The organism is Sporosarcina sp. Y1009, assembly GCF_057669865.1.
Map to the genome: position 1 here is coordinate 81,568 of NZ_JBYHFO010000001.1, position 20,482 is coordinate 102,049.

General features: G+C 38.5%; 22 protein-coding genes and 1 other annotated feature. Of the genes, 14 read left to right on the forward strand and 8 right to left on the reverse strand.

Annotated features, from left to right (window positions below; translation table 11 throughout):
• Nucleotides 1-3: 3 nt before the first annotated feature.
• Entirely contained in the window at nt 4-1,617 is a 1,614-nt protein-coding gene (locus tag AC25Y1_RS00385; protein ID WP_488145956.1) for a putative polysaccharide biosynthesis protein, read from the reverse strand.
• 132 nt (nt 1,618-1,749) lie between these two features.
• On the opposite strand from AC25Y1_RS00385, the gene AC25Y1_RS00390 reads away from it, so the two are divergent.
• The gene (locus AC25Y1_RS00390) at nt 1,750-3,018 is read left to right on the forward strand and encodes a BaiN/RdsA family NAD(P)/FAD-dependent oxidoreductase (RefSeq protein ID WP_488145957.1); all 1,269 of its coding nucleotides are present in this window, start codon (nt 1,750-1,752) and stop codon (nt 3,016-3,018) included.
• 212 nt (nt 3,019-3,230) lie between these two features.
• Here the strand turns inward: AC25Y1_RS00390 and leuS are convergent, their stop codons facing one another.
• From leuS to AC25Y1_RS00405, 3 genes are all read right to left on the reverse strand, one after another.
• The gene (leuS, locus tag AC25Y1_RS00395) at nt 3,231-5,645 is read right to left on the reverse strand and encodes a leucine--tRNA ligase (protein ID WP_488145958.1); all 2,415 of its coding nucleotides are present in this window, start codon (nt 5,643-5,645) and stop codon (nt 3,231-3,233) included.
• Nucleotides 5,646-5,689: 44 nt separating this feature from the next.
• Nucleotides 5,690-5,911, reverse strand: a binding site (T-box leader).
• Nucleotides 5,912-5,952: 41 nt separating this feature from the next.
• Nucleotides 5,953-6,612 (reverse strand): 3-oxoacid CoA-transferase subunit B, encoded by a 660-nt coding sequence (locus AC25Y1_RS00400; protein ID WP_488145959.1) that lies wholly within the window; start codon nt 6,610-6,612, stop codon nt 5,953-5,955.
• A 24-nt stretch (nt 6,613-6,636) separates the two neighbouring features.
• Nucleotides 6,637-7,323: a CoA transferase subunit A gene (locus tag AC25Y1_RS00405; RefSeq protein ID WP_488145960.1), complete on the reverse strand. Its 687-nt coding sequence runs from the start codon at nt 7,321-7,323 to the stop codon at nt 6,637-6,639.
• A 338-nt stretch (nt 7,324-7,661) separates the two neighbouring features.
• Here AC25Y1_RS00405 and mnmL point away from each other — a divergent pair, with 338 nt between their 5' ends.
• The 8 genes from mnmL to AC25Y1_RS00445 all read left to right on the forward strand — a co-directional run bounded on the left by mnmL (nt 7,662) and on the right by AC25Y1_RS00445 (nt 13,003).
• Complete coding sequence (mnmL, locus tag AC25Y1_RS00410) at nt 7,662-8,621, forward strand: tRNA modification radical SAM protein MnmL/YtqA (protein ID WP_488145961.1); 960 nt, start codon at nt 7,662-7,664, stop codon at nt 8,619-8,621.
• Entirely contained in the window at nt 8,618-9,196 is a 579-nt protein-coding gene (gene mnmM / locus AC25Y1_RS00415; RefSeq protein WP_488145962.1) for a tRNA 5-(aminomethyl)-2-thiouridylate-methyltransferase MnmM, read from the forward strand. Before mnmL ends, mnmM begins: the two co-directional genes overlap by 4 nt.
• A gap of 225 nt (nt 9,197-9,421) precedes the next feature.
• Entirely contained in the window at nt 9,422-9,649 is a 228-nt protein-coding gene (locus AC25Y1_RS00420; protein WP_488145963.1) for a DUF2642 domain-containing protein, read from the forward strand.
• A gap of 30 nt (nt 9,650-9,679) precedes the next feature.
• Nucleotides 9,680-10,573, forward strand: coding sequence for a manganese catalase family protein (locus tag AC25Y1_RS00425; protein WP_488145964.1), 894 nt, complete (start codon nt 9,680-9,682; stop codon nt 10,571-10,573).
• A 392-nt stretch (nt 10,574-10,965) separates the two neighbouring features.
• Nucleotides 10,966-11,457 carry an RNA polymerase sigma factor gene (locus tag AC25Y1_RS00430; RefSeq protein WP_488145965.1) on the forward strand — a complete coding sequence of 164 codons (492 nt, stop codon included), beginning with the start codon at nt 10,966-10,968 and terminating at the stop codon, nt 11,455-11,457.
• Nucleotides 11,457-11,993: a zf-HC2 domain-containing protein gene (locus AC25Y1_RS00435; protein ID WP_488145966.1), complete on the forward strand. Its 537-nt coding sequence runs from the start codon at nt 11,457-11,459 to the stop codon at nt 11,991-11,993. The genes AC25Y1_RS00430 and AC25Y1_RS00435 overlap by 1 nt, the downstream gene beginning before the upstream one ends.
• Complete coding sequence (locus AC25Y1_RS00440) at nt 11,990-12,715, forward strand: YfjL-like protein (RefSeq protein ID WP_488145967.1); 726 nt, start codon at nt 11,990-11,992, stop codon at nt 12,713-12,715. The genes AC25Y1_RS00435 and AC25Y1_RS00440 overlap by 4 nt, the downstream gene beginning before the upstream one ends.
• 18 nt (nt 12,716-12,733) lie before the next feature.
• A complete protein-coding gene (locus tag AC25Y1_RS00445; protein ID WP_488145968.1) occupies nt 12,734-13,003 on the forward strand; it encodes a DUF2651 family protein in 270 nt (89 codons plus the stop codon).
• Between the two features lie 42 nt (nt 13,004-13,045).
• On the opposite strand, the gene AC25Y1_RS00450 is transcribed toward AC25Y1_RS00445, so the two are convergent.
• From AC25Y1_RS00450 to AC25Y1_RS00460, 3 genes are all read right to left on the reverse strand, one after another.
• A complete protein-coding gene (locus AC25Y1_RS00450; protein ID WP_488145969.1) occupies nt 13,046-13,768 on the reverse strand; it encodes an SDR family NAD(P)-dependent oxidoreductase in 723 nt (240 codons plus the stop codon).
• Between the two features lie 4 nt (nt 13,769-13,772).
• On the reverse strand, nt 13,773-14,318 hold the full coding sequence (locus AC25Y1_RS00455; RefSeq protein WP_488145970.1) for a DUF4825 domain-containing protein: 546 nt from the start codon (nt 14,316-14,318) through the stop codon (nt 13,773-13,775).
• Nucleotides 14,319-14,488: 170 nt separating this feature from the next.
• Nucleotides 14,489-15,274, reverse strand: a complete 786-nt coding sequence (locus tag AC25Y1_RS00460; RefSeq protein WP_488145971.1) for a 3D domain-containing protein — start codon at nt 15,272-15,274, stop codon at nt 14,489-14,491.
• A gap of 129 nt (nt 15,275-15,403) precedes the next feature.
• Here AC25Y1_RS00460 and AC25Y1_RS00465 point away from each other — a divergent pair, with 129 nt between their 5' ends.
• From AC25Y1_RS00465 to AC25Y1_RS00485, 5 genes are all read left to right on the forward strand, one after another.
• Complete coding sequence (locus AC25Y1_RS00465) at nt 15,404-15,919, forward strand: GNAT family N-acetyltransferase (protein ID WP_488145972.1); 516 nt, start codon at nt 15,404-15,406, stop codon at nt 15,917-15,919.
• 15 nt (nt 15,920-15,934) lie between these two features.
• Nucleotides 15,935-17,035, forward strand: coding sequence for an RtcB family protein (locus AC25Y1_RS00470; RefSeq protein ID WP_488145973.1), 1,101 nt, complete (start codon nt 15,935-15,937; stop codon nt 17,033-17,035).
• Between the two features lie 174 nt (nt 17,036-17,209).
• Nucleotides 17,210-17,626, forward strand: a complete 417-nt coding sequence (locus tag AC25Y1_RS00475; protein WP_488145974.1) for a VanZ family protein — start codon at nt 17,210-17,212, stop codon at nt 17,624-17,626.
• A 38-nt stretch (nt 17,627-17,664) separates the two neighbouring features.
• On the forward strand, nt 17,665-18,282 hold the full coding sequence (locus AC25Y1_RS00480) for a hypothetical protein (protein ID WP_488145975.1): 618 nt from the start codon (nt 17,665-17,667) through the stop codon (nt 18,280-18,282).
• 60 nt (nt 18,283-18,342) lie between these two features.
• Nucleotides 18,343-19,005: a GntR family transcriptional regulator gene (locus AC25Y1_RS00485; RefSeq protein WP_488145976.1), complete on the forward strand. Its 663-nt coding sequence runs from the start codon at nt 18,343-18,345 to the stop codon at nt 19,003-19,005.
• Nucleotides 19,006-19,083: 78 nt separating this feature from the next.
• On the opposite strand, the gene brnQ is transcribed toward AC25Y1_RS00485, so the two are convergent.
• Nucleotides 19,084-20,442 (reverse strand): branched-chain amino acid transport system II carrier protein, encoded by a 1,359-nt coding sequence (gene brnQ / locus AC25Y1_RS00490; RefSeq protein WP_488145977.1) that lies wholly within the window; start codon nt 20,440-20,442, stop codon nt 19,084-19,086.
• Nucleotides 20,443-20,482 lie beyond the last annotated feature (40 nt).

The window sequence follows — 20,482 nt, forward strand, 5'->3', positions numbered from 1 at the left end:
CTCCTAAAATCCTAACTTATCTGTAAATCTTGTGATACGTTTACCAAATATTTTTTGAGCAAGGCCTGTTTTTAATGCTAAATATCCGTAAATCGCTCCGCCGACAAATGTACAAATGAGAATGTATAAGAGTGCGTGCATCTTACCATCCACTTCGCTAAATGCGTTTAAGCCTTTGAGTGTGAAATAAACGGCAACAAACATGACTAAATTCAATATCCCGATAAGAACAATTCTTCTGAAGACCATTTGCGAACGGTAGTGAAGTGTCTTTGTGATAATCCCGATATTTAATCCGACTGCAATCGTATACCCAATGGCGGTTGCTAAAATAGCACCATTCGTTTCAAACAATTTTATAAGTGGAATGTTGATCATTAATTTGATCAAAAGCCCTACGAGCGAATTAAATAAAATCCACTTATGACGATCAATGCCTTGTAGGATTGCTGCTGTGACTGTGTACAATCCAAAAAGTATGGCAACTGGTGCGTATGTTGCAAGAATTTTTGAACCCATCGGATCTAATTCATACAATAATTGATAAAATTCACTTGAAAGAATCATTAATCCAAGAACAAGTGGAATCGTTAAAAACAACATAATTTGGTATGTTTGATCGAGTGATCGAGTAATTCCTTTTTGGTCATTTTTTGTAAAATACGTTGTCAATACAGGAATAAGCGCCATTGAAAAACCTGTAGCCACCATGACAGGAATCATAACAAATTTATGTGTCAGTAAATTTAACATGGTTAAATAGTTATCGGATACAGTTGACTGTCCTATTGACTTCATCGCACCATTAAACGTTACCATATCTACAAATTGGTATAATGGATTGATCACGCCAACGAGTATGAACGGTAGTAAGTAAGAGAATAATTCTTTATACATTTTGAAAAATGATGTTTCCTCTGCAGGTTTCACACTATTGTCCAATAAATAATCAAATTCCGGTTTATATTTTTTCCAATACCAATAAAGAACGCCTAGTCCCGCTAGTCCTCCGATAAATGCTGCGAAGACTGCAAAATTAATCGCTTTCTCTGGAGATTCTCCCATAAAACTGACGACAATAAAAGCACCAACAAGAACGGCAATAATCCGTACAATTTGTTCGATTAATTGAGAAACAGCTGTAGGTTCCATTTTATTATAACCTTGCAAAAACCCGCGAACTATGCTCATTACTGGAACGACAAGCAGTGCATAACTGACCCAGCGAATGACCGTCGTGATTTGTTCAATGGAGAAAATTTGTTCTTCATCACGAATGACAAGATGTGCAATTGGTTCAGCTAAGAAAAACAATACGAGAAATGCAAGAACACCTGAAATGACCATATACAGCATTCCTGATTTCAACATTTTTCTTCCTGTTGCGTAATCTCCTAGCGCGTTATGTCTAGCTACAAATCTCGAAACCGCTAATGGAGCACCTGATATTGCAATTGCGAGTGCGATATTGTAAGGGATATAAGCATATTGGTATAGACCCATGCTTTCCTTCCCTACGATTGCATATAAAGGAATTAAATATAAAAGTCCGAGCGCTTTGGAAAGAAAGAGCCCGATTGTTAATATGGCAGTACCTTTTACAAGTTTTGACGACATAGTTTTAATCCTTCCAATCTACTCTTCTTAAATCTACCTCTTAATAGTTTACCCTCGAATATCGTATTTAACAACGTATAACCGCGAAATGTGTATAATGGAGGAAAAACGAAACGAAAGTGTGGTCTATATATGTATGACGTGATAATAGTTGGTGCTGGGCCTTCAGGTTTAATGGCTTCCATCGCCGCTGCAGAAAACGGACAAAAAGTTCTGCTGATTGAAAAAGGGAAAAAGCTTGGTACTAAACTAGCCATTTCCGGAGGCGGTCGTTGTAACGTAACGAATCGATTACCTCAAGAAGAAATCATTAAAAACATTCCGGGTAATGGGCGATTCTTATACGGCCCGTTTTCCGTATTCAATAATGATGACATTATTAACTTCTTCGAAGGGCTAGGCGTTGCATTAAAAGAAGAGGATCACGGGCGCATGTTTCCCGTTTCCAATAAAGCAAAGGATGTAGTAAATGCAATGCTGACGGAAATGGATCGGTTACATGTAGAAAAGCGGATTGAAACCCGTGTGGAAAAGTTATTAATGAATGATGAAAAAATACTTGGTGTCCGTTTAGTTACGGGTGAAGAAATACAAGCAAAAGCTGTCGTACTCGCTGTTGGCGGAAAAGCAGTACCGCAGACCGGCAGTACAGGTGACGGATATCCATGGGCAGAAAGAGCTGGCCATACGATTACGAAACTATTTCCAACCGAGGTTCCTTTACTGTCGAATGAATCGTTTATCGTTTCGAAGGAATTACAAGGTCTCGCACTTCGCGACGTGGCAGTTTCTGTATTAAACGGTAAAGGCAAAACATTAATCACACATCAAATGGACATGTTATTTACTCATTTCGGACTAAGTGGACCTGCCATTTTACGATGCAGTCAGTTTGTAGTAAAAGAACGAATGAAAAATGGAAATGTTCCCGTTGACATGAAAATCGACTCCCTGCCTTCAATGAATGAAGAACAAGTATTTCAATTATTGAACTCTACCGTAAAAGAAGATCCAAAAAAACAAGTGAATAATTCATTGAAAGGGATTGTTCCGGAACGATGGTTAATCTTTTTATTTAACCGCGCTGGCATCGCAGAGTCCGATATCGGTGCAACGATGGCTGCCGATAAACTTCGTGCGCTCGCTAAGCTACTGAAAGCCTTCACGATGACCGTGAACGGCTCTCAACCGATGGAAAAAGCATTTGTTACGGGCGGCGGCGTATCCGTTAAAGAAATTGTTCCAAAAACAATGGCTTCACGAAAGAAAGCAGGGTTGTACTTCTGTGGTGAAATATTAGACATTCACGGCTATACAGGCGGCTATAATATTACATCCGCGTTAGTTACGGGTAGAATTGCTGGTATGAATGCTGGAGAGTATGCGACAGATTTGTCATAATCATAAGAAAATCCGTGAAGGAGTATGATACTCTTTCATGGATTTTTTCTATTACCGTGGAGGGGTTTTTATTCCCGTTGCGTAGCAGGTTGCTCCCGCTGCGAGTATGGTTGTGCTCGGTGCTCATGCGTTTATTCCCTTATATACACAAATAAAAAAGAGTGCGCTCTCCCATAAGGAAAACGCACACTTTTATGGTTACTAATTGTTAATTAAGGTGCTACAATATTGACTAATCTACCCGGAATTCCGATAATTTTCTTCACTTCTTTACCCTCAAGAAACTCTTGTACTTTCTCATCTTGTAATGCCATTTCTTCAAGCTCTTCTTTTGAACTGTCTTTCGCAACGACAATTCTCGTACGAACTTTTCCGTTAATCTGAACAGCAATCTCTACTGTTTCATCGACAAGTTTCGACTCATCATATGTTGGCCATGCTTCGTACGTAATCGTATCTGTATAGCCAAGCTTTTCCCAAAGTTCTTCTGCAAGATGCGGCACAATTGGGGATATCAATTTAACAAAGCCTACTGCATACTCCGTTGGAACCGACTCCGCTTTATAACAATCGTTGATAAACACCATAAGCTGGGAAATCGCTGTGTTATTATGCATCGCTTCAAAATCAGCTGTCACTTTTTTCACTGTTTGGTGATACACTTTTTCAAGTGGTCCAGTTGATTCTCCGCGAATTTTCTCGCCTAACGAACCATCCTCATTGACATATAAGCGCCAAATTCGGTCAAGGAATCGACGCGCACCGTCAAGACCATTCGTATTCCATGCTTTCGATGCATCAAGTGGTCCCATGAACATTTCATATAGACGTAGTGAATCGGCACCGTGTGAATGAACAATATCATCAGGATTAATAACATTTCCAATCGATTTGGACATTTTTTCATTGCCTTCGCCTAAAATCATTCCTTGGTTAAACAACTTTTGGAATGGCTCTTTCGTTTCAACAACACCGATATCAAAAAGTACTTTATGCCAAAAACGTGCGTACAATAAGTGAAGTACGGCATGTTCTGCCCCGCCAACATAAATATCAACAGGCAACCAACGTTTTGCAAGTTCTGGGTCAATGATCATTTCATCATTATCTGGATCGATGTAGCGCAGGTAATACCAGCAGCTTCCGGCCCATTGCGGCATCGTGTTCGTCTCGCGGCGGCCTTTCATTCCGGTAACTGGGTCAACTACATTAATCCACTCTTCGATATTCGCAAGTGGCGATTCACCAGTTCCGCTCGGTTTAATATTATCAGTTACCGGCAACTCCAAAGGCAATTCAGATTCATCAACCGGAGTCATCGTGCCGTCTTCCCAATGAATAATCGGAATCGGCTCTCCCCAATAACGTTGTCTTGAAAATAACCAATCGCGTAAACGATACGAAATTTTCTTTTCACCTTTGCCTTGCTCGACAAACCATGCAATGGATTTTTCGATCGCTTCATCTTTGCCAAGCCCATCTAAAAATCCAGAGTTAATATGTTCGCCATCACCGACATATGCTTCTTTTGATACATCGCCGCCAGCGACAACTTCGATGATTGGCAGGTCAAATTTTTCCGCAAACTCATAGTCTCGCTCGTCATGAGCCGGTACTGCCATAATGGCTCCCGTTCCGTAAGAAGCTAGAACATAATCCGCAATCCAAATTGGCATTTTTTCGCCGCTTGCTGGATTTATTGCATAAGCACCTGTAAATACGCCTGTCTTTTCATCTGCAAGATCTGTGCGCTCTAGATCACTCTTTAGTTTCACTTCATTCAAATAATTTGCAACTGCTTCTTGTTGTTCATCCGTTGTAATTTGTTTCACCAGTTTATGCTCTGGAGCTAATACCGCATAGGTTGCACCGAAAATCGTGTCAGGACGCGTCGTAAATCCTTCAAAAGATAAGTCAGTTCCATCAATCTCAAACTTTAACTGTGCCCCCTCAGAACGACCAATCCAATTGCGCTGCATATCTTTTAAGCTTTCCGGCCAATCAAGATCATTTAGGTCTTCCAGCAAACGGTCTGCATAATTCGTAATTCTTAAAACCCATTGACGCATTGGACGTCGCTCAACCCGATGTCCCCCACGTTCAGACTTACCGTCGATGATTTCTTCATTCGCAAGGACTGTACCTAGCGCCGGACACCAGTTCACATCAACTTCATCAACATACGCCAATCCTTTATTATACAATTGGATGAAAATCCACTGTGTCCATTTATAATAAGATGGATCTGTCGTATTGACTTCACGGTCCCAGTCATAGGAGAATCCTAAATCATTCATCTGGCGTTTAAAGGTAGCGATATTTTTCGCGGTAAATTCAGCCGGGTCATTTCCTGTGTCGATGGCGTATTGCTCTGCAGGTAAACCGAAAGCATCCCAGCCCATCGGATGGAGAACGTTATACCCTTGCTTCCGTTTAAACGAACTTAAAATATCTGTTGCGATATACCCAAGTGGATGCCCTACATGAAGTCCTGCACCTGATGGATAAGGGAACATATCAAGACAGTAAAACTTCTCTTTTGAAGGATCATCGACCATTTTATACGTCTTGTTTTCTTGCCAATAATTTTGCCATTTTTTTTCGATTTGACCATGATTGTAACTCATTCTAACTTCCTCCTTCAAAATAAAAAATCCCGTCCCTTAAAAACATAAGGGACGAGATTTGTTTACAAACTCCCGCGGTGCCACCCAAATTGACGGTAAACCGTCCAACTTGTTTCCTTAACGCGGATAACGGCAAGAGTTACTACATTTCGCTCTTACTGGCTCCGAGGCGAGTTCACCTAGCTATATCACCTATCGACTTGCACCAACCGTCGACTCTCTACTTGTGATATAAAAAGACTACTGCTCCTCTTCAATGCCGAACTATTGTTTCTAGCTTACCCGAATTAAGTAAATTAAACAACTATTATTTTACATTCTCTATAACATTTTTCACGATTAATGTTGCCTCTGTTGAATCGATGACGTCTTGAATCGTAAAACCTTCAAAAACTTCTTTTAATTCTAGACCTTCTGGTGTAACTTCAATTGCTGCTCGCTCTGTGATAATTTTATGGACAACTTGTTTCCCTGTCAGCGGAAGTTCGCACTCTTTTTTAATTTTAGCGGAACCGTCTCTTGCAACATGATCCATGATTACGATGATTTTCTTCGCGCCGTGAACCAAATCCATTGCGCCGCCCATTCCTTTAATCATCTTACCCGGAATCATCCAGTTGGCAAGGTCACCCTTTTCAGAAACTTCCATGGCCCCAAGAATTGCGACGTCAACATGACCACCACGAATCATTGCAAACGATTCAGCACTCGTAAAGTATGCAGAACCCGGGATAGACGTGACTGTTTCTTTTCCTGCGTTAATCAAATCAGGATCGACTTCATCTTCTGTCGGATATGGTCCAATTCCAAGAAGTCCATTTTCAGATTGAAGGACAACTGTTTTGTCATCAGAAATATAGTTTGCGACAAGTGTCGGCATACCGATTCCTAGGTTAACGTAGTTCCCATCTTCAATTTCTTTTTCAGCGCGTCTTGCGATTCGTTCTCTGTAGTTAACTTTTCCCATTATAAACAATCCCCTTTCCGTCAATTACCGAGTTGTTAATCGCTCGATGCGTTTTTCTTGTTCTGCTTGAAAAAGTCCTTGAACATAAATACTTGGAGTATGAATTGTTTGTGGATCCAAATCTCCTGTTTCAACGATTTCTTCAACTTCTGCTATTGTAATGGCGCCAGCCGCTGCCATTATCGGATTAAAGTTTTGTGCCGTTTTATTGTAAATAAGATTTCCGAATTTATCTGCTTTCGCAGCGCGAATTAATGAAAAATCCGCTCGCAGTGATTCTTCGAGTACATATTCTTTCCCCTCGAATTCACGAATTTCTTTTCCTTCCGCAACTGTTGTACCGACCCCAGCCGGCGTAAAGAATGCTGGAATTCCCGCACCGCCTGCACGGATTTTTTCCGCCAATGTTCCTTGTGGCGTCAATTCTACTTCTATTTCACCTGAAAGTACTTGACGTTCAAATTCTTTGTTTTCTCCAACGTATGAGCCTATCATTTTTTTAATCTGTTTATCTTTTAAAAGAAGTCCAAGTCCCCATTCATCGACCCCACAGTTATTTGAAATAACCGTTAAGTCTTTAACACCTTTTTCAACAAGCGCCAATATGAGTTGTTCTGGAATTCCAACTAAGCCAAAGCCACCGACCATAATTGTTGCGCCGTCCCTGATGTCTGCAACCGCTTCCTTCGCAGATGAATAAATTGGTTTCATCTTGCATCCCCCTTTAAATCTTTTAATAGTATAATTCAATCTCTCTATTTAATTAAATCAAAGTTTCCGTCATGTTGCAATGAAACGCTGTCTTTTAATTATGAAAGTTTTTGAAATAGGTTTATTTTGTTGGGGAATGGGTCGTGTAGTCGCTGGTGTAGTGGGAAGCGCCGGCTTTGTGGTGAAGCGTTGACTTCTTTGGCCCAAACGTTGCTTTCTTGGTAAAAACGTTTCCACTCCCTCCCGAAATCTCCACGCAACGGACAATAATTTACCTTTCTTAAGAGGAATACGCTATCCTAAACATGGTATAATTTAAACTTAAGGAGTGAATCTATATGAATTCAACAGCACTTCCGTTCCCTACAGAAGGAAAACGGTATTATACATGGTCCAGATATTTAAAAGATGAATTTGGTTTTAAAGTATTTAAAGTTGCACTTGATGCGGGATTTGATTGCCCAAACCGGGACGGCACTGTTGCTTTCGGGGGCTGCACATTTTGTAGTGTTGCAGGATCGGGTGACTTTGCGGGAGACCGCGTAGATCCAATAGATGTACAGTTTGCTGAAATTAAAGAAAGAATGCATAAAAAATGGAAAGACGGCAAACCAATGGCGTATTTTCAAGCTTACACAAACACCCATGCCCCGCTTCCAAAACTAAAAGAAAAATTCGAAGCAGCACTTGCACAAGAAGGCGTTGTTGGTTTATCAATCGCGACCCGTCCAGACTGTCTACCAGATGATGTCGTTGAATATTTAGCAGAACTGAATGAACGTACTTATTTATGGGTTGAACTCGGTCTACAGACTGTCCACGAAAAGACCGCGAACCTGGTTAACAGGGCGCACGACTTTTCAACCTATGTTGAAGGGGTAGAAAAACTTCGGAAACACGGAATTCGCGTGTGTACGCATATTATTAATGGACTGCCAATGGAAGACCATGACATGATGATGGAAACTGCACATGCAGTCTCAAAACTTGACGTCCAAGGTATTAAAATCCACTTACTTCACCTACTAAAAGGAACGCCTATGGTGAAACAATATGAAAAAGGTGTGCTCGAATTTCTTGGAAAAGACGAATACATCAGCCTTGTTGCAGACCAACTCGAAATCCTACCGCCTGAGATGATTGTTCATCGGATTACCGGCGATGGACCGATTGAACTTATGATTGGACCGATGTGGAGCGTTACTAAATGGGAAGTATTAAACGGGATAGATAAGGAACTAGAGAGACGAAATAGCTGGCAAGGAAAATTTTATAAAGGAGCCGCAAATTTACTATGAAACTTCTTCGTGTACTCCCTTCCGCAAGGCGATTACTTGCGGAAACGGTATTACCCGGTGAAATCGTTGTCGATGCCACAGCGGGTAATGGCAACGATACACTTTTTTTAGCAGAACATGTCGGTGAACATGGACATGTCTATGCTTTCGATATTCAACAATCTGCTATCGATTCAACAACAGCGCACCTTGGTAAGTTAACTAACCGCGTCTCACTCATTTTAGATAGTCACGAACATGTAGACCAATACATAATGGAGGAAATTGGCGGTGCTATATTTAATTTAGGGTATCTGCCACAGGGTGATGATTTATCGATCATTACAAAACCTGATTCTACTATAAAAGCGATACATAAATTACTTAACATGCTAAAGGTCGGCGGCATTATTTCAATCGTTGTTTACAATGGACACCTTGGCGCAACTAATGAGCGAGAAGCACTTCTTAACTATGTTCATACGCTGGAACAGTCAGACGTTCAAGTCATAAAATACGAACAAATCAACCAGCAGAACAACCCACCGTTTTTAATTGCTATTGAAAAAAAGAAAGATTTTAAGAACCTACGCTAAGCAAAAAAAATACTTAGGCTAGTAAAAAATAATTGCATCGAAGTTGATTAACAATGGCTAACTTCACCCTATCCATATGGCAAACTGTCCATTAAAGGCGACCACTCTATAATGAGTAGTCGTTTTTTTCTATTTGTACCTATCCTAGCGCTTATTTATGAAGTGTTCATACACCACCATTTTTACTCATACAGTAGACTACTTCAGCTGAAAGGTGGAAATTGGATGAATGGAAAACAATCCCAAGTTGAAATGAGAAATATCATAGATCCCTACTTATATCAAAGACTACTCAGTTTTAGAAATACGAATGTCATTATAAATACGATAAAAAACCCTCTACAAGGCTTACTAAGTTCAGTTAGCCCTGATCATGTTGTAATCGAGGTTGGTAAAAGTAAAACACCATTTTATGTGAGGATGCAAGAAATCGTATGGATAACCAAAGCATGAATCTTTTTATGAAAGGAGTGAATTTAGAAAATGTTCTCTCGCGTAAATAAATTACTAATTGATCTTCCTGTCCCGGAATATGGCGATGCGAATGCTGCTTCTGCGGTTCAAGAACTGTTGGGTGGAAAATTTGGTGAAATGTCAACGCTTAATAACTATATGTATCAATCATTTAACTTTAGGCAAAAAAGTAAGTTCAAGCCTTTTTATGATTTAGTCGCTAGTATTACAGCTGAAGAATTCGGTCATGTCGAACTTGTTTCGAATACGATTAATATTGTAAATAGAGGTACTTCCTTCACTGCAGACCCTAACTTAACACCACTACAAGATGCTAAAAACAAACGAAATACGTATGCCTTCATCGCGAATGCTCAAACTTCAATGCCTGGAGATTCAATGGGTAATCCATGGCGTGGAGATTACGTTTTTTCTAGTGGAAATTTAGTACTTGATCTATTACACAATTTCTTTCTTGAATGCGGAGCAAGAACACATAAAATGCGCGTTTATGAAATGACTGACCATCCTACAGCAAGAGAAATGATTGGTTATTTGCTCGTTCGGGGCGGGACTCATATACTCGCCTATGCTAAAGCATTAGAAATGGCCACTGGCACTGATTTAACTAAGATGCTGCCAATTCCTAATTTAGATAATCGGGTTTTTGATACTGCAAGAAAATACGAAGATCGCGGATATGGTAATGTCTTATTTACTTGGAATGATTCTGGAGAGTATAAAGACATTCGTCAGATATGGAAAGGGACTAATCCCACTAGTGGTGAGAAATTAATTGTTAAAGAGGGCATGCCAGAAGGTTATAAAATACCCGAACTCGAAGACCTGCCTGAAGAGTTTGCACCCGGCATCGGTCCTGATGAGTATCAGCAAATTGCCAAACGGTTATTAGCTAATATGTAAACGCAATGAAAGGCGGCCTATCATGTTAATATGGTCGCTTTTTTATTACGTTTAATCTGGATTATAAAGTGTAAAAGCTAATTGCTAACTACACATTTGGGTGTGCTATTACAAAATAGCAGCGTTTTTTTCTAGTAACAAGCGTCTTAAAATTAAAGCATATACTTCTAAATTGTATAAGGTCGTTCTCTGAGGGGCCATACATAAATTACTTAACATGCTAAAGGTTGGGCGCATTGTTTCAATCGCAGCGGAACAACTAAATAAAACGAATCTTAACGCCACTCAAAACGTATCCGTCAATATGGATGCGTTTTTTTATTAATATGATGTAACGAAATACAAACTCATGGTACTACTATTATAAAGGCAATCTTAGAAAGGAGGTCATCATGAACAAATTAGAGGAAATTTACCAGGAGATTCAGCCAAAAATTTTCGCTTTCTTCTATGTCAAAACTGGAGATCCAGTAGTTTCTGAAGACTTAACACATGATGTTTTCTATGAAGCCTGTAAAGGGATTAAATCCTTTTCCGGAAAATCCACATTACAAACTTGGTTGTTTGCCATTGCAAAAAATTTATTGAAGAAGTATTACCGATCTAAGCGGTATAACCAAAACTTAAATACAATGCTGAAGACGGATTCCTTAGATAATGTAAAATCACCGGAAGACATCTATCTGATAAACGAAGAAAACCGCAACCTCATTCAGCGGATTCAAGCACTCGATGACCTCCAAAAAGAGATCGTCACGCTACGTATATATGGTGAACTATCGTTTTATGAAATTAGTCAACTCGTCGATAAAAGCGAAAATTACGTCCGGGTCACTTTCCATAGAGCGAAATTGAAACTCCAAAAAGATAGGGAGGCGAAATGATGACGAAACATTGTTCTATAATTGAGGATTTACTACCTTTATACAGTGAAGGACTATTACAAGAAGAAACGATTGACTATGTAGAAACGCATTTTAAAAATTGTGCTGACTGTGCGGAACTTAGACATTTATCGGCAGAACCGGTCATAGAGGATACACTATCCTCTCCGATCAATCATGAAAAAATGATGTCAAAAATCTCATTTAGACTTTCCCTATACCAAATCATTTTCGTTAGCCTATCATTTTTTATGGCCATACGCACTACGCTATTAAATGACAGCTTTGGCTTTATATTATCTTACACGATCCTGGGATTACTCACTTATTTATTCTACAAAAACGTAAAGATTGTCATTGCAATTACGTTCCTCCCCGTATTTTTTTGGTCAATTGGAACTACAATTGCAGAAACGAATTTTGATAATATCTATGGTTCATTGATAGTTGCGGGTTTACATTTACTGTTCGCATTAATCGGCGCACTAATTGCATGGCTAATTCTACAATTGAGAGGAAGTGAAGGTAGATCATGAAAAAGAAAAAATGGATCTATATCTTAATTATCATCGTACTTTCGGTTCTAGTGTTAGTCTTTTACACTGCTTTCAACGGAAATCCAATCACGAAACAATTGTCAAAAATGACGTTAACTAGTTACTTAGATCATAACTACCCAGATGAAAGCTTTACCATCGGCATACCCTTTTACAATTTTAAAAATAGCGGTTATGACTTTGGAGTTACTCGAATTGGCGATTCAAATCAAAACGCCTTTGATTTTACTATAACCGGTATCTTCAAAACAAACGTTCATTACGATGGAATTTACTATGCTAACCAAGACACACGTTTGATAAAGAAATACGAAAAAGAAGCTGTAGAAGAATTGAGCAGTTTACTTATCAAAGACGTTCCTGAAATAATTGAGGTCAATGTACAAATGGAGATTCTCAAAGGAAAGTATGATATAGAATCCGTTTGGAATAAGGCGTTTACCCCTGAAAAGCCGTTGTATATTTACATGGCAATTGATGCGAGAAAACTTTCAAAACAAGAATTCTTAAAAGCAATAACGACAATCCAAAATTCATTAAATAAAAATAACTATGATTACGGGAATGTAACAATTGACGGAAAGCTATTTGATAATCCCAATGATATAGAAGACCAATATTCTTGGTATGTTAGATATTCCTCGTTTTTTGAGAAAGACACCCGATTAGGTATAAAGCAAGTCCAACAATTTGATCAATAACAGAAAGGAGGGATTTCAATGTGGGAAATACCATTTTATTTAATTTCCGCTCCCCTATTAACCATACTTGTCACGTTAGTTAGTTGTTTAAAATATAAAAAATATATTTTCGCGCCGATCATACTACTAATCATCTTAAATATTCCAACAGTCGTTCTACCAATCAATTACAATGTGGGCTGGGCAGCGCCATTGGGTTGGGCACTCATCTACACAATCATTTCTGCGCTTATTTCGCTGATCATAGGGCTAAGAAATAGAAAATCTACCCAAGCACATACTGCATAAAGGAAAAAAGGTGTCCTCTGAAAATTCAGATGGACACCTTTTTTAAAGTTCTCGTAAATCAGCAATCGGACCAATTATTTTAAAATCTTCATTATCCCAAACGGCAATAATTTTTTCAGCTGTTTCTTTTGCGCTGCTCAGTAATCCTTGATCCTTATAAGTGATGAATCGATCCAGAAGCGGAAAATCCCCTTCGTCACTTGCACGGATCGTTTCTTGCATACCCGTATCAATAATTCCAGGTGCAATTGAAACAACTTCTACCGGATACGCTTCATCTGCCTGTTCCATTGCGATTACCCGTGTAAAATGGTCAAGACCTGCTTTCGTCGTGCAATAGGCTCCCCACCCTTCATAAGGGTTTCTTCCAGCACCAGATGAGATATTGACAATTCTTTTTGGAATAGACACATCCTTTAGTTTCCCTATAAATGTATTCGAAAGAATCATTGGTGCAGTTAAATTAACTGCAATCGACTTTTCAATATCGAATGCTTGTAAATCCCCAACTAAGCCTATCGGATCTACGATTCCAGCATTATTAATCAGTGTAAATGAAGTTGCTTTCTTTACATGACTAGTAATAATAGAAGACAGAATATCTTCAAGTTGGTCCGTTTTTGAAAGGTCCGCTTTCACAAAGCTTGTCAATTCCTTGTTCGAAGTTCTTGCAATGCTGATTACTTTTTTCCCAAGGTTCTGCAATTGTTTCGAAAGTTCGTATCCTATTCCTTTTGACGCCCCTGTTACAATCACGACATCCACAAAATCATTCCCCTTCCGTATATGCGTGTACCCAATGATCAATGTCTTTTGTCAAATTATCTTGAACTTTTTCCTTGAATATGGCCGGATCTTTGAAATCTACCAATGTTGTGCCGAACCATTTGTCAACATTCTCACGTGTCACTGTATAAGATTCGTTTCCAATTAAAAAGTTCACTTTACGCAAATTCCCTATTAGTGTAAAAGCTGCTGTTGAATTATAAACAATCATTTGCTTAATCGTTTCCTCAGTAACATTTTCATCCAGATCATATTCAACAATCAGTAGATGCTTCTCTGGTTTCAATTCAATTGAACCTCTATAGTTATTTAAAGGTAATGCATTAAATAGTTGTGAAAGATTTGATGCATCGCCCATATAAGGATTTTTAAATGAAGTAACTTTTTCGAAATCATGGGTTAGCGGATCTTGTTGCATTTTTTCTTCACCCATTCTAACTTTATTGGGTACTTCAACAAATTGAATCCAAATAAATAAGGCTACCCCAATTATTAAAACAAGGATTAACATAATTTTACGTTTATCCATTTTTGTCACCACTTTTCAACAAGTATATTTCAATTATTACAAGTATATCATTTCGGTTACAGAAAAGAAATTCTCTTTTTCTACTATATGTTTTTTTATAAAATAAACAACAAATTATTTTTATCCGAAAAAAAAGCGGGTTAACCGAATAACGGCTAACCAGCTTATTATTAATCAAGTATTTTTATTTTAACTTGTTTTCGACCCCATTTGTAAGCATCACTTTTCGACGGGATGAAAACATCGATTTTGTTTCCTTTTATCGCGCCGCCAATATCACCAGCGACTGCGTAGCCATATCCTTCTACATGCACTTTAGTGCCTAACTTGATAACTGAAGGATCTACGGCAATTACTTTTAAATCTGGATTTGCTCTTAAGTTGATACCTGTTTTGGTTATTCCTGAACATCCGTTACAATAAGCTGTATAGGCTGTTGCTGTCACGGTAAATTCCTTTGTTGCTTTTTCCGAAGTTGAACGGGATGGTGTTTCGACCTTTTTGCTCGCTTTCGCTATTGCTGGTTTTTTGGCTGGTGTTTCTGTAGCCTTCGCAGTTGATGTTTTAGCCGAGCTCCCTATCGATTCCACTGTAAGCTTTTGGTTCGGATAAATAAGGGTTGATGTCAAATTATTCTTTGCCATCAGGTCTGCAATCGAAACGTTATGCATGTTGGCGATTCTATAAAGAGTATCACCTTTTTTAATTGTATATTCTTTTGCTTTCGATGCTTTCGATACTTCTGAAATATTAAGTTTTTGGTTTGGATAGATGACTGTGGACTGTAAATTGTTCCATTCTTTTAAGTCACCTACACTAACATTATTCGAAATGGCAATTTCGGATAATGTATCACCTTTTTCAATCGTATATGTTGAGGATGATGCTGAGCTTTCACTCGCACCAAATGCCACTAAGCCTGCTGAAACTATAAACATTGTTAAAATCTTTTTCAAAAACTCATCTCCTATGTTTTTTTAGTCTATGTTCATACTAACAGGCGATAATTACACGGACATTACAAAATACTGCTTTTCTCATTACAAATCGCTACCCAAGTATTACAAGGAAGGAGATGAAAGACTATGAATCATTTAGTAATTCGACAGGCAACAGCAAAAGACACCAAAATGGTTACCTCAGTACTCGTTACTAGCCAGTGGTTTACCTATATAGGCCTCTACTCTCAACGATATATTCAAAATCTGATCGACCTATATTACAATGAAGAGAGAATTAAAGATGAAATTACTTCGATTAATGAAAAATGGAATGGCTATTTTGTAGCTGAAAAAGAAGGGGAAATCATAGGTGTGATTGGAGGGGGTATGATTACCAAGACTGCTGGGGAGATTTATGTCTTTTATATGGACCCGAACTATCGAGGTTTTGGCGTAGGTACACGACTACTCAATTTTTTCACTAAGGTACAGAAATATTCATACGGCGCAAACGAACAATGGGTTGCTGTTGCAAAAGGTAATCATTACGGCATTCCTTTCTATGAAGCACGCGGTTTTATCTTTCAACACGAAGAATTTGCCTACGGAACTTCCGCAGATGACCGCGATATTGCACAGAAATACAAAAGACAAATCTAAGAAAGAGGGATCATCATGATTGAAATAAAAGGTAGACATAATACTGCGATTGTCTATACTGATGAAATTGAAGAAAGTGCAAAACAGCAAGTTTATGATTTATGCAATCAAGCGTTTCTACAAGATTCAAAAATACGTATGATGCCTGATTTACATGCTGGAAAAGGATGCACAATCGGAACGACAATGACGATTAAAGACAAAATCGTCCCGAACTTTGTAGGTGTTGATCTTGGTTGTGGCATGATTTGCGTCAAATTGGATGTTCAAAAAGAGACGATTGACTTCAAGAAATTAGATCGTATCATTCGTCAAAATGTACCGAGTGGGATGAAAATCCGAAAAAAAGCACACCGCAATGCAGATGTTATTCCTTACGATAAGATTATTGCTCCTATTAATGAAGGAAGAGCCCGTGGGAGTATTGGTACACTCGGCGGCGGCAATCACTTTATAGAAGTAAATGAAGGTGAAGACGCGAGTGTTTACTTAGTCATTCATTCTGGCAGTCGTAATCCTGGCAAACAAATATCAGATCATTATCAACAGGTAGCGGTTGACACAAACATAGATTCTACACTGACCAAAGATATGGCTTATCTTGAAGGGGAAGAAATGCAGAATTATTTACACGATGTGAATATCGCTCAGCAATATGCAGCACTTAACCGGAAAACGATGGCTGAAGTTATTATGAGAGGTATGGATTGGAATACGGTTTCTGAATTCGACACAATCCATAATTACGTCGATATCGACAATATGATTCTTCGAAAAGGCGCGATTTCAGCCCAAGATGGCGAAGTTGTTATTATCCCGATGAATATGCGAGATGGTTCTTTAATTTGCCGAGGTAAAGGAAACCCAGATTGGAACTATTCGGGTCCACACGGAGCTGGTAGAATTATGAGTCGTTCACAAGCAAGGCGTGAAGTGAACTTGACGGAATTTGAGGATACAATGAAAGATGTGTGGAGTACTTCCGTCACAAAATCTACAGTTGACGAGTCCCCTTTCGCCTATAAGAAAATGGACGATATTGTGAAACATATCGGAGAGACTGTTGAAGTGTTAGAAGTCATTAAGCCCTTATATAATTTCAAAGCAAGTAAATAATCGTAGAACTAGGTGAACTTTTTGACAGCTATTTTTGGGTACATTCAAGAAATGCTTCCTTATATGATAATTGCACTTCCCTTTACCATGATTTACCGCTTTTTTTACAATAAAATCCGCAACAAAGAGGTTAATCTATTTCATGAAGCCGGAGTGATTATTTTTTGTCTTTTCATGATTGCATTATTTTCCCAAACAATTTTGACACGATTTTATACCGGTCCCGAGGTTACTCGCTCATTTTCTAATATCAACTTGGTCCCCTTTCGCGTTTTTCAAGATAATTACTATGCCATTACTGAACTCAATTATTGGCAACCATTTATCATCAACTTTTTGGGAAACATCTGTATCTTTATGCCAATTGGTTTTCTTATCCCGTTATTATGGGGCAAGTTTAACCGATTTTGGAAAGTTGCTTTAATTGGCGTGTCCACTTCGCTGTTTATAGAAGTAACACAACTCTCACAAGCTCGGAGTAGTGATATCGATGATTTATGGTTGAATACATTGGGCAGCATGCTTGGGTACGGATTTTACTATTTTTCGAATAAAAAACAGCCACTAGTAACTCAAAAATTCAAGAGGTGATTAACATATTTAAAGCAGTAACTTTGCATACCAATCAATTGAACGAGTTGAAAGATTTCTATCAAAACACTTTGGATATGTTTGTGGTTGACGAAAGCATTGATTGTTTTACGTTAAAAATCGGAAGATCTGTTTTAACCTTTAAAGAGAGTCCCCTTCCTGCCACCTATCATTTTGCATTTAATATTCCCGGCAATCATATGTCCGAAGCAAAAAAATGGTTACAAGCCCGCGTCAAGCTGAACCAGGAGGATGGTAACGACGAAATTTATTATAAAAGCTTTAATGCTGATGCTATATACTTCGACGATCCTGCTGGGAATGTTGTTGAGTTTATAGGACGGAGAACTAACTACAGTGAAGCTGACTTTGCGATTAGCTCGCTATTGGATATTAGTGAGATGAGTATAACGACTCCCCATGTCCTTGAGGTTGCAGAAAAAATTCAAGAACTCGGCGTTACGAGTCGTAACCATAAAACGGTTGAAGCAGACTCACTGAACTTTTTAGGTGAAGATGATTCCTACATGATTCTGGTTCCACCAAAAAGAAGATGGTACTTTTCCACTCAGATTAGTGAAACATTTCCGTTAGAGATTATACTTTTAAATGGTCACTCCATTTCGATAGATAAAAACGGAATAATAAATAGGTAGATAGTTGTACTGTTAAACCTGTATACTATAAGAAATGCCTAAACTGGAGGGTGCTAACAAATGCCAATACCTTCTGATTATTCAAAGCCGAAACGGAAGACGGCGAAAGAAACTGCTTTCAATCAAATTCAACAGTGGATTATTGATGGGACGTTGCAACAAGGTGAAAAATTGTATGATAAAGAACTAGCTTCCGCACTGGGTATTAGCAGGACACCTGTACGTGAATCACTGCAACTTTTAGAAACGCAGGGTTTTGTGGAAATGTTCCCGGGAAAAGCGACGCAAGTAACTTCAGTTAATAAAGAATCGATTACAGATCTGTTACCGCCGCTTGCTGCACTTCAAGCATTATCTGCGGAGCTTGCAATCCCTAATTTGACTCAAGACCAATTAACACTACTTGAAGATACAAATAACCATTTTGCTGAAGTCATTGAATCAGGGGATCATTTTTCCGCGTTAAAAATCGATGAAGAGTTCCATCAAATCATTGTTGATGCTGCAAATAACCCCTATATTTTTACGATTGTTGATTCTCTCCAAGCCCATGTTCGAAGATTATTTTTCCATAACTCGATCGTACTAACAAGTAGTTCAATTGATGAACATAATAAAATTATTACATTAATGAAAGAACAGGACATAGAGAATGTTTCAACTGCCATGCGTAAAAACTGGTTGCGTACTGCTGAAAAATTTCATTTGTCGAACGCTGAATGAAATTTTAACAGCGCCTATCGATTTTCTACAAATTAAAAAGTATGAGCGGAAAATTTCCGCTCATACTTTTTTCACCTTTTAAGCGTGCACGCTAGACATTTTAAACATACGGGCGATTATCCCAGTTACCAACATAATAACTAAGACTGGGATTAACCAACCAAGTCCTTCCTCGTACAGCGGCAATACACTTTTATAGAAGTTAACGATTGCTTCTAACCAAGGGAAATAATCGATTTCTAATGTCTGACACAGTGTTTTTAATCCATCAATAATACTAATCATAAACGCAACTGCAGTTGCTGCAATATAAACGATCCGTGAGTGATTAAATAACGGCGATGTGAATGTCAATAACATTAAAACAACAGCAAGTGGATATAAGAACATTAAAACTGGAACTGAATATGTAATAATGTTTGTCAATCCAAAGTTTGAAACGACCAGACAAAATGTTGAAAAGATTATTACGAATACTTTATAACTTATTTTCGGGAAAAGCGTGTGGAAGTATTCGCCACAAGCAGTGATGAGTCCAATACTTGTCGTTAGACATGCAAGTACAATAATTACACCTAGCATGACCGAACCAAATGTCCCCATATAATGTGTAGACGCTCCACTTAGGACAGGTCCTCCGTTTTCCATAAAACCAAGAAGTTGGGTACTTGTTGCACCTAAATAGGCGATTCCAACATATATAATTGCAAGGAATAATGTTGCAACAGCTCCAGATTTAGCAGTAGCCTTTAGAATATCTGTCTTATTTGTAACACCCAATGCTCGAATTGCTTTTATCACAATAATTCCGAAAACTAACGACGCAAGTGCATCCATCGTATTGTATCCTTCTGTAAAGCCCTTCATAAATGGCCCGGTAATATAATCACCTTGTGGTGAGCCAATTGCACCCATTGGTTTCAGGATTACTAGGATGAGTAATACGAAAATTAGAATAATAATCCCCGGGGAAAGGTATTTACCTACCGTATCAACAATTTTGGCGGGGTTTAGTGATAGCCATAACGTAATTCCAAAAAACAGTAACGTGAAAATTAGTAAAGCAATTTGTAAATAATCTTCACCGATATAAGGTGCAAATCCGATGTCAAATGCAACAGCACCTGTACGAGGGGCTGCAAAAAATGGCCCAATCGTTAAATATAAAAGTGAAGTGAATATGACTCCATAGATTGGATTAATTCTACTCGCTAGGTCTTGTAAGTTTCGGCTTCCCGAAAATCCCATTGCAAGAATTCCTAGAAAAGGCAATCCTACACCAGTTATTAAAAATCCAATAACAGCTATCCATAAACTTTCTCCAGCATATTGTCCGAGCTGTGCTGGAAATATGAGATTCCCTGCGCCAAAGAATAAAGCGAACAGCATGACGCCAATGAGAAGATATGACGAGAATTTAATTTTTGTTGGTTCCATAATTTTTGTTCCTCCTAAATTTTTCAGCTTTGCTATATGC

Bases quoted from the DNA above. Each gene is read 5' to 3' on its own strand.
- AC25Y1_RS00385 (WP_488145956.1), bottom strand. From the start codon at position 1,617: ATGTCGTCAAAACTTGTAAAAGGTACTGCCATATTAACAATCGGGCTC.
- AC25Y1_RS00390 (WP_488145957.1), top strand. From the start codon at position 1,750: ATGTATGACGTGATAATAGTTGGTGCTGGGCCTTCAGGTTTAATGGCT.
- leuS (WP_488145958.1), bottom strand. From the start codon at position 5,645: ATGAGTTACAATCATGGTCAAATCGAAAAAAAATGGCAAAATTATTGG.
- AC25Y1_RS00400 (WP_488145959.1), bottom strand. From the start codon at position 6,612: ATGGGAAAAGTTAACTACAGAGAACGAATCGCAAGACGCGCTGAAAAA.
- AC25Y1_RS00405 (WP_488145960.1), bottom strand. From the start codon at position 7,323: ATGAAACCAATTTATTCATCTGCGAAGGAAGCGGTTGCAGACATCAGG.
- mnmL (WP_488145961.1), top strand. From the start codon at position 7,662: ATGAATTCAACAGCACTTCCGTTCCCTACAGAAGGAAAACGGTATTAT.
- mnmM (WP_488145962.1), top strand. From the start codon at position 8,618: ATGAAACTTCTTCGTGTACTCCCTTCCGCAAGGCGATTACTTGCGGAA.
- AC25Y1_RS00420 (WP_488145963.1), top strand. From the start codon at position 9,422: ATGAATGGAAAACAATCCCAAGTTGAAATGAGAAATATCATAGATCCC.
- AC25Y1_RS00425 (WP_488145964.1), top strand. From the start codon at position 9,680: ATGTTCTCTCGCGTAAATAAATTACTAATTGATCTTCCTGTCCCGGAA.
- AC25Y1_RS00430 (WP_488145965.1), top strand. From the start codon at position 10,966: ATGAACAAATTAGAGGAAATTTACCAGGAGATTCAGCCAAAAATTTTC.
- AC25Y1_RS00435 (WP_488145966.1), top strand. From the start codon at position 11,457: ATGACGAAACATTGTTCTATAATTGAGGATTTACTACCTTTATACAGT.
- AC25Y1_RS00440 (WP_488145967.1), top strand. From the start codon at position 11,990: ATGAAAAAGAAAAAATGGATCTATATCTTAATTATCATCGTACTTTCG.
- AC25Y1_RS00445 (WP_488145968.1), top strand. From the start codon at position 12,734: ATGTGGGAAATACCATTTTATTTAATTTCCGCTCCCCTATTAACCATA.
- AC25Y1_RS00455 (WP_488145970.1), bottom strand. From the start codon at position 14,318: ATGGATAAACGTAAAATTATGTTAATCCTTGTTTTAATAATTGGGGTA.
- AC25Y1_RS00465 (WP_488145972.1), top strand. From the start codon at position 15,404: ATGAATCATTTAGTAATTCGACAGGCAACAGCAAAAGACACCAAAATG.
- AC25Y1_RS00470 (WP_488145973.1), top strand. From the start codon at position 15,935: ATGATTGAAATAAAAGGTAGACATAATACTGCGATTGTCTATACTGAT.
- AC25Y1_RS00475 (WP_488145974.1), top strand. From the start codon at position 17,210: ATGATTGCATTATTTTCCCAAACAATTTTGACACGATTTTATACCGGT.
- AC25Y1_RS00485 (WP_488145976.1), top strand. From the start codon at position 18,343: ATGCCAATACCTTCTGATTATTCAAAGCCGAAACGGAAGACGGCGAAA.
- brnQ (WP_488145977.1), bottom strand. From the start codon at position 20,442: ATGGAACCAACAAAAATTAAATTCTCGTCATATCTTCTCATTGGCGTC.